The organism is Pseudomonas sp. P7759 (genome assembly GCF_013386445.1).
Taxonomy (GTDB): domain Bacteria; phylum Pseudomonadota; class Gammaproteobacteria; order Pseudomonadales; family Pseudomonadaceae; genus Aquipseudomonas; species Aquipseudomonas azotoformans_A.
Genome location: NZ_JACART010000028.1, coordinates 21882 through 33963, shown reverse-complemented (window position 1 = coordinate 33963; position 12082 = coordinate 21882). Strand labels below are relative to the sequence as shown.

At 62.6% G+C, this 12082-nt stretch carries 8 protein-coding genes and 1 pseudogene; 8 read left to right on the top strand and 1 reads right to left on the bottom strand.

The window, feature by feature from the left end; genetic code table 11:
* From HX823_RS21320 to HX823_RS21285, 8 genes and pseudogenes are all read left to right on the top strand, one after another.
* Positions 1-661: pseudogene (locus HX823_RS21320) on the top strand (ABC transporter permease subunit); the annotation flags it as partial.
* A gap of 10 nt (positions 662-671) precedes the next feature.
* Entirely contained in the window at positions 672-2246 is a 1575-nt protein-coding gene (locus tag HX823_RS21315; protein WP_177076506.1) for an ABC transporter ATP-binding protein, read from the top strand.
* Positions 2243-3646, top strand: a complete 1404-nt coding sequence (locus tag HX823_RS21310; RefSeq protein WP_038843826.1) for a sigma-54-dependent Fis family transcriptional regulator — start codon at positions 2243-2245, stop codon at positions 3644-3646. The genes HX823_RS21315 and HX823_RS21310 overlap by 4 nt, the downstream gene beginning before the upstream one ends.
* Positions 3647-3932: 286 nt before the next feature.
* Positions 3933-5324: a GntP family permease gene (locus tag HX823_RS21305; protein ID WP_033902346.1), complete on the top strand. Its 1392-nt coding sequence runs from the start codon at positions 3933-3935 to the stop codon at positions 5322-5324.
* Positions 5325-5331: 7 nt separating this feature from the next.
* Positions 5332-6105 (top strand): 3-hydroxybutyrate dehydrogenase, encoded by a 774-nt coding sequence (locus HX823_RS21300; protein WP_177076504.1) that lies wholly within the window; start codon positions 5332-5334, stop codon positions 6103-6105.
* 13 nt (positions 6106-6118) lie between these two features.
* Positions 6119-8077 carry an acetoacetate--CoA ligase gene (locus tag HX823_RS21295; protein ID WP_177076502.1) on the top strand — a complete coding sequence of 653 codons (1959 nt, stop codon included), beginning with the start codon at positions 6119-6121 and terminating at the stop codon, positions 8075-8077.
* A gap of 135 nt (positions 8078-8212) precedes the next feature.
* A complete protein-coding gene (locus HX823_RS21290; protein ID WP_177076500.1) occupies positions 8213-10708 on the top strand; it encodes a PAS domain-containing sensor histidine kinase in 2496 nt (831 codons plus the stop codon).
* Between the two features lie 43 nt (positions 10709-10751).
* Positions 10752-11027, top strand: a complete 276-nt coding sequence (locus tag HX823_RS21285) for a peptidylprolyl isomerase (protein ID WP_003174397.1) — start codon at positions 10752-10754, stop codon at positions 11025-11027.
* A 110-nt stretch (positions 11028-11137) separates the two neighbouring features.
* Here HX823_RS21285 and HX823_RS21280 read toward each other — a convergent pair whose 3' ends face one another.
* Entirely contained in the window at positions 11138-12043 is a 906-nt protein-coding gene (locus tag HX823_RS21280) for a sugar kinase (protein WP_177076498.1), read from the bottom strand.
* Positions 12044-12082: the final 39 nt, after the last annotated feature.

Genomic DNA, 12082 nt, shown 5'->3' with positions numbered 1-12082 from the left:
CCCCCAGCCCGCCCTCGGCGGTGAATTGGCTGGGCACCGATGATCAGTCGCGGGATGTGTTGGCGCGGGTGATCTTTGGCGCACGGGTGTCGATCCTGTTTGCCCTGGCGCTCACCGCGATCAGCGCCGCCATCGGTATTGCAGCCGGTGCGTTGCAGGGTTATTACGGCGGCTGGGTGGATTTGATTGGCCAGCGCGTGCTGGAGGTGTGGTCCGGGCTGCCGGTGCTGTACCTGCTGATCATCCTGTCCGGTTTTGTCGAGCCCAATTTCTGGTGGCTGCTGGGGATNNCCTGGTGGACGTGGTGCGCGCCGAGTTCCTGCGCGGGCGCAACCTGGAATACGTCAAGGCCGCACGGGCCTTGGGTTTGGGTGATGGCAAGATCATTCGCCGGCATATCCTGCCCAATGCCATGACCGCGACCTTGAGCTACCTGCCGTTCATCCTGACCGGCGCGATCTCTACCCTGAGCGCCCTGGATTTCCTCGGTTTCGGCATGCCGGCAGGCAGCGCCTCTCTGGGCGAGCTGATTGCCCAGGGCAAGCAGAACCTGCAAGCGCCCTGGCTGGGCCTGACGGCGTTCTTCACACTGGCGCTGATCCTGTCGCTGCTGGTGTTTATCGGCGAGGCATTGCGTGATGCCTTCGACCCACGCTCATGAGTGACCGCCTATGAACCTGATCGAAATCCGCGACCTCAGCGTCGCCTTCAGCGGCCAGACCGTGGTGCGTAACCTGAGCCTGGACGTACGCCCCGGCGAGTGCCTGGCGCTGGTGGGCGAGTCGGGCTCGGGCAAGTCGGTGACCGCCCACTCGATCCTGCAATTGCTGCCCGAAGCCGGCACTGAAACCACCGGTTCTATCCAGTACCGCGGCCAGGAATTGATCGGCGCATCGGCGGCGACCCTGCAAAAGCTGCGCGGCAACCGCATTGCGATGATCTTCCAGGAGCCGATGACCTCCCTGAACCCGTTGCACAGTATCGAAAAACAGATCGGCGAAACCCTGCTGTTGCACAAGGGCCTGGGTGGCAAGGCGGCCCAGGCGCGCATTCTGGAATTGCTCGACCTGGTGGGCATCCAGAAACCCCAGGAACGGCTCAAGGCCTATCCCCATCAACTGTCCGGCGGGCAACGCCAGCGGGTGATGATCGCCATGGCCCTGGCCTGCGAGCCGGAACTGCTGATCGCCGACGAACCCACCACCGCGTTGGACGTGACCGTGCAGCGCAAGATCCTGCTGCTGCTCAAGTCCCTGCAACAACGCTTGGGCATGTCGCTGCTGCTGATCAGCCACGACCTCAACCTGGTGCGCAGCATTGCCCAGCGTGTGTGCGTGATGCGCGCGGGCGAGATTGTCGAGCAGGCTGACTGCCAGAGCCTGTTCAATGCGCCGCAACACCCGTACAGCCGCCTGCTGCTGGATGCCGAGCCGGACGGTGATGCGCTGTGCAGTGACGAGCGCGAGACGGTGTTGCAGGTTGACGACCTGACCGTGCAATTCCCCCTCGGCGGCGGCTTGTTCCGGCGCAAGACCTACCTGCGTGCAGTGGACGGCATCAGCCTCAGCGTGCAACGTGGCAAGACCCTGGGGATTGTCGGTGAGTCCGGCTCGGGCAAATCCACCCTGGGCCAAGCGATCCTGCGGCTGCTGGACTCCACCGGCAGCATCCGCTTCCAGGGTGAAGCGCTCGACCCGCTGAATAACCAGCAGATGCGCCCGTGGCGCAAGCAGATGCAGGTGGTGTTCCAAGACCCTTACGGCAGCCTCAGCCCACGCATGACCGTGGAGCAGATCATCAGCGAAGGCCTGGAGGTGCACGCGCCGTGCAGCCTGGCCGACCGTGATGCGCAGGTGATCCAGGTGCTCAAAGATGTGGGCCTCGACCCTGCCAGCCGCCACCGTTACCCCCATGAGTTTTCCGGCGGCCAGCGCCAACGCATTGCCATCGCCCGCGCCTTGGTGCTCAAGCCGGCGCTGATGCTGCTCGACGAACCCACGTCGGCCCTCGACCGCACCGTGCAGAAGCAAGTGGTGGCGCTGCTGCGTGAACTGCAGGAGAAATACGGCCTGACTTACCTGTTCATCAGCCATGACCTGGCGGTAGTACGCGCCATGGCCCACGACATGATCGTGATCAAGGACGGCAAGGTCGTTGAGGCTGGCGCGAGCCATCGGGTGTTTGACGCGCCCCAGCATCCCTACACCCAGGAATTGCTGGCGGCCGCCTGCGGGTTATCCTCATGAGCACCAGCCTCACGGATTACCAACAGGTTCGCGGCCTGGCCATCCAATCGCTGTTCGAGATCATCGAGCAGTCCAGCGAAGGCACGGTGATTGTCGACCGCGACGCGAACATCGTGTGGATGAACGAGCGCTACGCCAAGCGCTTTGGCCTGAAAAGCGCCGACGAAGCCATCGGCCAGCCCTGCGAGCAGGTGATTTCCAACAGCCTGTTGCGCCAGGTGGTGCGCAATGATCAGCCGATCCTGCTGGACATCCAGGACACGCCCAAAGGCCCGTTGGTGGTGATGCGTTTGCCGATCCACAACGATGCCGGCGCGGTGATCGGCGCGATTGGCTTTGCATTGTTCGATGAACTGCGCAACCTGTCACCGCTGATCGAGCGCTACCTGAGCATGCAGCAGGAGTTGGCCTCGACACGCTCGCTGCTGCGCTCACGCCAGAGCAAATACAACTTCGCGCACTTTATCGGCACCAGCGCCGCCAGCCTCGAAGTCAAGCGCCGGGCGCGGCGCAGTGCCAGCGCCGAGTCGCCGGTGTTGCTGCTGGGCGAGACCGGCACCGGCAAGGAATTGCTGGCCCAGGCGATTCACGGCGCGTCGAGCCGTGCGCACAAGGCCTTTGTCAGCATCAACAGTGCAGCGATTCCCGCTGACCTGCTCGAAGCCGAGTTCTTCGGCACCGCACCAGGCGCGTTTACCGGCGCCGACCGTAAAGGCCGTGCGGGCAAATTCCAGATTGCCCAGGGTGGCACGCTGTTCCTCGATGAAATCGGCGACATGCCGCTGCCGCTGCAAAGCAAATTGCTGCGGGTATTGCAGGAGAAGGAGTTCGAGCCGGTGGGCTCCAACGAGATGCTGCACAGCGATGTGCGGGTGATCGCGGCGACCTCCATGGATCTTGAAGCGGCGATCAAACGCGGTGAATTCCGCGCCGACCTGTATTACCGGCTGAATGTGCTGCCGATCCAGGTGCCGCCGCTGCGTGAGCGGCTGGAGGATATTCCGGCATTGAGCGAGGCGATTCTTGAGGAGTTGCGTAGCCAGCATGAACTGGACCGTGAGGCACTGGCGCTGCTGGCACAGCATGCGTGGCCGGGGAATATCCGTGAGTTGCGCAATGTGTTGGAACGCGCGGCGCTGCTGAGTGATGACCTGGTGCTGAATGCCAGGGAAATTCGGGCGGCGATTGGTACCTTTACGCCGGTGGCGCGTAGCAGCGCCGTCGCGACGGTTGAGGGGGAAAGTTTCAACGCAGCGCGGGAGCGGTTTGATCGGCAGATCATCACGGCAGCGTTGAGGGCATGCGGGGGCAATGTGGTGGAGGCCGCCAAGCAGCTGGGGCTTGGGCGGTCGACGTTGTACAAGAAGATGGTGGCGTTGGATCTTGCCCAGTCTCAATAGAGAGACACAATTCCATATACGAAGACATTCCAATGTGGGAGCGGGCTTGCTCGCGAATACGGTGTGCCAGCCGCCTGATTCTTGGTTGATACAGCGCATTCGCGAGCAAGCCCGCTCCCACATTTGATCTTCATAAGTCTCAAATAAGGGACAAATCTGATAGCGCCAATCCAATATCTGAAATTTATTCATACATTTCAAACACTTAGATAGTTGGCACACATCTCGCTATAGCCCCCTCCTACAGCAACACCCCACAAAAATAACAATCCGATGGAGACACACCATGAGTGTGATCATTGCCCTGGCAGCGCTCGCGTTGCTGATGCTGGCTGCCTACCGTGGCTATAGCGTTATCCTGTTTGCCCCCATCGCCGCCCTCGGCGCAGTGCTGCTTACCGACCCGTCCGCCGTCGCGCCTGCCTTTACCGGGGTGTTCATGGAGAAGATGGTCGGCTTTATCAAACTGTATTTCCCGGTGTTCCTGCTCGGCGCGGTGTTCGGCAAGCTGATCGAGCTGTCGGGCTTTTCGCGCTCCATCGTTGCCGCAGCGATCCGTCTGCTCGGCACGCGCCAGGCGATGCTGGTGATCGTGCTGGTCTGCGCCCTGCTCACCTATGGTGGCGTGTCGCTGTTTGTGGTGGTGTTTGCGGTGTACCCGTTCGCGGCGGAGATGTTCCGCCAGAGCAATATCCCCAAACGCCTGATCCCGGCGACCATCGCCCTCGGCGCATTCTCGTTCACCATGGACGCCCTGCCCGGCACGCCGCAGATCCAGAACATCATCCCCAGCACCTTCTTCAACACTACGGCGTGGGCCGCGCCATGGCTGGGCTTGATCGGCACGATCTTCGTGTTCTGCGCCGGCATGCTGTACCTGGCACGCCAGCGCAACAAGGCGCAACGGGCCGGAGAAGGCTACGGCACCGAACTGCGCAACGAACCGGAAACGGCCGACAACCTGGCGCTGCCCAACCCCTGGATCGCGCTGTCGCCGCTGATTCTGGTGGGCGTGATGAACCTGCTGTTCACCCACTGGATCCCGCAGTGGTACGGCAAGACCCACAGCCTTGCCCTGCCAGGCATGACCACGCCGGTGACCACCGAAATCGCCAAGCTCACCGCGATCTGGGCGGTGCAAGCGGCGTTGTTGGTGGGCATCGTCATGGTGTTGGTGTTTGGCTGGTCGGCCATCAAGAGCAAACTCGCCGAAGGCAGCAAAAGCGCGGTCAGCGGTGCGTTGCTGGCGGCGATGAACACCGCGTCCGAATACGGCTTTGGTGCCGTGATCGCCTCGCTGCCGGGTTTTCTGGTGTTGGCGGACTGGCTCAAGGGCATCCCCAACCCACTGGTCAACGAAGCGATTACCGTGACCCTGTTGGCCGGCATCACCGGCTCGGCGTCGGGTGGCATGAGCATCGCCCTGGCAGCCATGTCCGAGAGCTTTATTTCGGCGGCCCATGCGGCCAATATCCCCCTTGAAGTACTGCACCGCGTCGCGGCCATGGCCAGCGGCGGCATGGACACCCTGCCCCACAACGGCGCGGTGATCACGCTGCTGGCGGTCACCGGCCTGACGCACCGCGAAGCCTACAAGGACATTTTCGGCATCACGATCATCAAGACCCTCGCGGTGTTCGTGGTGATCGGTACTTTCTACGCCACCGGCATTGTGTGAGGTTTTCATGACGACATTGAACGGCAAGACCGCCCTGGTCACCGGCTCCACCAGCGGCATCGGCTTAGGGATTGCCTTGAGCCTGGCCAAGGCCGGCGCCAACCTGATCCTCAACGGCTTCGGCGACGCCAGCGCGGTGGTCGCCCAGGTGCAGGCGTTCGGCGGCAAGGTCGGCCATCACCCGGCGGACGTCAGCGACCCGGCGCAAATCGCCGACATGATCGCCTACGCCGAGCGTGAATTCGGCGGCGTGGATATCCTGGTGAACAATGCCGGCATCCAGCATGTGGCGGCGGTGGAAGACTTTCCCGCCGAGCGCTGGGACTCGATCATTGCGATCAACCTGTCGTCGGTGTTCCACAGCACACGCTTGAGCTTGCCAGGCATGAAGGCCAAGGGCTGGGGGCGTATTGTCAATATCGCCTCGGTGCATGGCCAGGTCGGTTCGGTGGGCAAGGCCGCCTATGTGGCAGCCAAACACGGTGTGATTGGCTTGACCAAGGTCGTCGGCCTGGAAACCGCCACCAGCAACGTGACGTGCAACGCCATTTGCCCCGGCTGGGTGCTGACGCCGCTGGTGCAAAAACAGATTGATGACCGTGCTGCCGCCGGCGTCGACCCGCAACAAGCGCAGCATGATCTGCTCGCGGAGAAGCAGCCGTCCCTGGAGTTTGTCACGCCGCCGCAACTGGGCGAGCTGGTGCTGTTCTTGTGCAGCGAAGCCGGCAGCCAGGTGCGCGGCGCCGCGTGGAATATCGACGGCGGCTGGCTGGCACAATAACAAGAGGCCCACTATGTCCGAGATCCTCTGGCAACCCTCCCCGGAACGCATCGCCCACACGCGGATGGACCAGTTCCGGCGCTACATCAACCAGCGCTACAGCGTGCAGCTGCGCGACTACCCGGCGCTGCACCAATGGAGCATCGACCAGCGCGCGGATTTCTGGCGGGCGATCGTGGAATACTTCGACGTGCAATTTCGCAGCCCGCCCACGGCGGTACTGATCGAAGACGCCGAGATGCCCAGCGCCCAATGGTTTCCCGGCGCGACCCTGAACTTCGCCGAACACCTGTTGCGCCGCCGCGACGATCACCCCGCAGTGGTCGCCCTCAGCGAAGACGGCCAGCGCGAGCAATTGACCTACGCCGAACTGGCCGCACATGTCGCCGGCCTGCAAAACAGCCTGCGGGCCGCCGGCGTGGTGCAGGGTGACCGTGTCGCGGCCTGCATGCCCAACACCTGGCAAACCCTGGTGGGCATGCTTGCCACCACCAGCCTGGGCGCGATCTGGTCATGTTCTTCGCCGGACTTCGGCACCCAGGGCGTGATCGACCGGTTCGGCCAGATCGAGCCCAAGGTGCTGATCACCTGCGCCGGTTATCGCTATGCCGGCAAAACCATCGACCAGACCGCCAAGCTCAATGAAATCCTCGAACGCCTGCCGTCGCTGGAGCAGCTGATCGTCGTGCCGTACGCGCGGCCCCAGACAACGATCGAGGACTATCAAACCCACGCCCGCGTCGCGCTGTGGCAGGACTTCTACCAGCCCGGCGGCGCGCCTGAATTCGTCGCGGTGCCGTTCGATCATCCGCTGTACATTCTCTATTCCAGTGGCACCACCGGCGTGCCCAAGTGCATCATCCACGGCACCGGCGGCGTGCTGCTTACCCACCTCAAGGAACACGGCCTGCATGCCGACCTGTCCCGCGAGGATTGCCTGTTCTACTACACCACCTGCGGCTGGATGATGTGGAACTGGCTGGTGTCGGTCTTGGCGATCGGCGCTACGGCGGTGCTGTATGACGGTTCGCCGTTTCATCCGGGGCCCGAGCGCTTGATCGATCTGATCGACGCAGAGAAAATCAGCGTGTTCGGCACCAGCCCCAAGTTTCTCGCCACCTTGGAAAAGGCCGGCTTGCAACCGCGCCTCAGCCACGACCTGAGCAGTCTCAAAGGCTTGATTTCGACCGGTTCGCCGCTGTCGCCGCAGAGCTACGACTACGTGTACCGCGAGATCAAGGGCGAGCTGTGCCTTTCCTCCATGTCTGGCGGCACCGATATCGTCTCCTGCTTTGTGATCGGCAATCCGGTGCTGCCGGTGCGTCGCGGCGAAATGCAGTGCAAGAGCCTGGCGATGGCGATTGAGGTGTGGGACGACCAGGGCCAGCCGTTGGTCGGCGAAAAAGGCGAGCTGGTGTGCACCCGGCATTTCCCGGCCATGCCCATCGGGCTATGGAACGATCCGGAGCGCAAGAAACTGCGCGCTTCGTATTTCAGCCAGTTTCCCGGTGTCTGGGCTCAGGGGGACTACGCCGAACAGCGTCCCAACGGCAGCCTGCTGATCCACGGGCGCTCCGATGCTGTACTCAACCCCGGTGGCGTGCGGATCGGCACAGCCGAGATTTACCGCCAGGTGGAAAAAGTCCCACAGGTCCAGGAAAGCCTGGCCATCGGCCAACGCTGGCAGGACGACGTGCGCGTGGTGCTGTTCGTACGCCTCAACGAGGGTGTCGAGCTGGACGACGCGCTGGAGCAGCAGATCCGCCAGGTGATCCGCGCCAACACCACACCGCGCCACGTACCGGCGAAGATCCTCGCTGTCACCGATATCCCCCGCACCATCAGCGGCAAGATCGTCGAATTGGCGGTGCGCAATGTGGTGCACGGTGAGCCGGTGAAGAACACCGACGCCCTGGCCAATCCGCAGGCGCTGGAGCAGTTTCGCGACCGGCCTGAACTGGCGAACGGATGAAAGGTTTCAGCGCTGACGTACTCATTTGAAGACAAACCCCGAATGCATGCTATTTTTCGGGGGTAGTCACCCATTCCCAAGTCACGGGATAATGGGTGTTGTCATTTTTCAAAGCGTTACGCTCAGGGCTTTTTCATGATTGGAACATCCACCGGTAGCGAAGCCGCTGCATTGATTGCGCGGCTGGACTGGGCGCAAAGCCCGCTCGGTGAGGCCAGTGATTGGCCGCAAAGCCTGCGCACCGCCGTGGATATTGTCGTCCACTCGCCGATGCCGATGCTCCTGCTGTGGGGCAGCCAGCTCACGCAGCTCTACAACGACGGCTTCGCCCAACTCGCCGGCAACAAACACCCTGAAGCGATGGGCCAGCCGGCGCATCAGACCTGGCCGGAGCTGGAAAGCTTTACCGCGCCGATCTACGACGCCGTGCTCAGCGGCCAGGTGCGCACCTTCAGCGAGCAACGGTTCGTGCTGCAACGCAACAATCGCGACACGGAAATCTGGCTGGACCTGACCTACAGCCCGATCCGCGATGAAAGCGCCCGTGTGGCCGGGATTCTGGTCACCGCCATCGAAACCAACGAACGCCGCAAGGCCCAACACAACACCGAGCAACGCTTGCAGTTGGCCTTGGCCGCCACCGACGCGGTAGGCACCTGGGATTGGGATATCGGCGAAGACCGCTTTATTGCCGACGCGCACTTCGCCTACTTGCACGGCGTCGATCCCAGCGATGCGCGTTCGTTGCCGATCAGCGATTACCTGCACGGCGTGCACCCGGAAGACCGTGGCATGGTGGCGCGCAGCATCAAGCACTGCATCACCTTTGGCACCGAGTACGCCGAGGAGTATCGCTTGCTGCAAACCGACGGCCAGGTACGCTGGGTGTTCGCCCGTGGCCGTTGCTACAAGGATCATCAAGGCCGCCCGGCACGTTTCCTCGGGGCCGCGCTGGACCTCACCGAGCGCAAGAACACCGAGCAGGCCTTGCGTCAGAGCCAGACCGAATTGCAACTGATCATCAACGCCATGCCGGTGTTGATCGGTTATGTCGACCATGAACAGCGCTTTCGCCTGAACAACAGCGCGTACCTGGAATGGTACGGCATGACGCCCCAGGAGCTGTACGGCAAGACCATCCGCGAAGTGCTCGGCGAGGAGGTGTACGCCGGGCGTGAAGACAAGATCGCCGCCGCGCTCAAGGGCAAGGCCTGCAGCTTCATGACCATCACTCCGCACCACGATGGCCGCCCGCGCCATGCGTTGATGAAGTACCTGCCGCGGTTCAGCAATGACGGCTCAGTCAATGGTTTCTACATCTTCGTGATCGACGAGACCGAACGCAAACTCACCGAAGAAGCCCTGCGCCACCTCAACGAAAACCTTGAAGAGCGCGTGGCTCAGCGCACCCAGGCCCTGGCCGAAGCCAACCAGCGCCTGCAAAACGAGATGTACGAGCGTGAGCGTGCCGAAGACGCGTTGCGCCATGCGCAGAAGATGGAAGCCGTGGGCCAGCTCACCGGTGGCATTGCCCATGACTTCAACAATATGCTCACCGGTATCATCGGCAGCCTGGACCTGATGCAGCGCTACATCGCCGCCGGGCGCAGTGACGAGATCGGCCGTTTTACCGATGCCGCCGTGTCCTCCGCCCATCGTGCGGCCGCTCTCACCCATCGGTTGCTGGCGTTCTCGCGCCGTCAGTCGCTGGACCGACGCCCGCTGGACCCCAACCAATTGGTCGCCTCCCTGGAAGACTTGTTCCGTCGCACAAAAGGCGCGCACATCGGGCTCAAGGTGCAACTGGGCCACGACATCTGGCCGGTGAACACCGACGCCAGCCAACTGGAAAACGCCCTGCTCAACCTGGTGATCAACGCCCGCGACGCTATGCCCGACGGCGGCGAACTGCTGATCGAAACCGCCAACAGCTATCTGGACGGCACCGACATCACCACCCTTGAACCGGTCAAGGCCGGCGACTACGTGATGCTCGGCGTGTGCGACAACGGCACTGGCATGGCGCCGAAAATCCTGGCCAAGGCGTTCGACCCGTTCTTCACCACCAAACCCATCGGCCAGGGCACTGGCCTGGGGCTGTCGATGATCTACGGATTTGCCCAGCAGTCCGGTGGTCATGTGACCATTCATAGCGAGCCAGGCCAGGGCACCTGCGTGCGTCTGTATCTGCCGCGCCTGTATGGCACGGCGCTGGAAAGCAGTTTGCCTGCCAGCCTCGGTGAAGCGCCGGTGGCCCTGGCCGGTGAGGCCGTGGTGGTGGTCGAGGATGACCCGGCGGTGCGCATGCTGGTGGTCAATGTGCTCGACGAACTGGGTTACACCGCGCACCAGGCGGCGGATGCGCGGGCGGCACTGCCGCTGCTGGAGTCTGACCTGCGCGTGGATTTGTTGGTCACCGATGTTGGCTTGCCGGGCATGAATGGCCGGCAATTGGCGGAGATTGCCCGCCAACACCGGCCTGGCTTGCGCGTCTTGTTCATGACCGGTTATGCCGAAAAAGCCGCCGAACGCCAGGGATTCCTGGAGGACGGCATGGACATGGTCGCCAAGCCGTTCTCCATCGATCTGCTGGCCACTAAAATCCGTAGCATGATCAGCGTCGACGAATGAGTTCAGGCATAATCGCGCGCCGTCGCACACCTGGTAGAGATCAATGAAAGCCCAAGCCCGTCACATCCTGGTGAAAACCAGCGAAGAAGCCGAACAACTCAAGCAGCGCATTGCCAAGGGCGAAGCCTTTGATGTGTTGGCCAAGAAGTACTCCACCTGCCCGTCCGGCAAGCGTGGCGGCGACTTGGGTGAAGTGCGGCCGGGGCAGATGGTGGGGGCGATTGATGCGGTGATCTTCAAGAAGCCGGTGAAGGTGGTTCACGGGCCGATCAAGAGCAAGTTCGGGTATCACTTGGTGCAGGTCTTCTACCGCGACTGAGCGGCTGGCTTTAGATTGCCATCGCAGGCAAGCCAGCTCCCACATTTGAATGGGTTCACACATTGAAATGTGGGAGCCGGGCTTGCCCGCGATCCGCCGCAGGCGGCCATTCACTTTGGTATCAATGCCCCTGGAACCTGGATGACCCGACTAGCCAGCCGATGGCCAGCCAAAGCGGCTTCCTCTGGCGAACCGCCCTTGAGCCGCCCCGCCAAATACGCCGCACTGAACGAATCCCCCGCCGCTGTCGTGTCCACCACCTTTTCCACCTTCAGCGCCGGCACACCAAAACGCTCGCCCTTGCAACGGATCAGACATTCCTCCGCCCCACGCTTGAGCACCACTTCTTCAATCCCAGGATACGCCGCGAACACCTGCTCGCTGTCGGCATAACCAAACAACGCACGCTCGTCGTCCTCGGTCAGCAAGGCGATATCCACCTCGGCCAACACACGGTGATACGCCGCGCGCGCCGCTTCAACACTGGCCCACAGACGCGGCCGATAGTTGTTGTCGAACACCACCTTGCCCCCTCGCCGACGGGTCTCGACCAGGGTTTGCAGCAAACGCTCACGGCCGATATCACCCAACACGGCCAGAGTGATGCCGCTGAAATACACCACCTCGTAGTCCGGCAAAGCGGCCAGGATCGGCTCGGCGGCGGGCGTGGTGAAACAGTCACGCACGGCCGCTTCGTTGCGCCAGTAGAGGAATTTGCGTTCGCCATTGGCATCGGTCTGGATGCAGTACAGACCCGGCAGGCGTCCGGGCAGGCGCTGGACCCTTTCCAGGCCCAGGCCTTCCTGCGCCCATTGCTGGCACATGGCATCGCTGAAGCTGTCATCGCCCAGGGCGGTCACGTAGTCGACGCTGCCCGTTTCGCCCAGTTCGCGGCGCAGGTATACCGCCGCATTTAAAGTGTCGCCGCCGAAGCTCTGGTGCAGGCTGCCGTCGGCGCGGTGTTGCAGTTCGATCATGCATTCGCCGATCAGGGCGATGCGGGGTTGGGTGGGCATGGCGATTGTCTCGGTTGGGGCTGATGGCCCCTTCGCGAG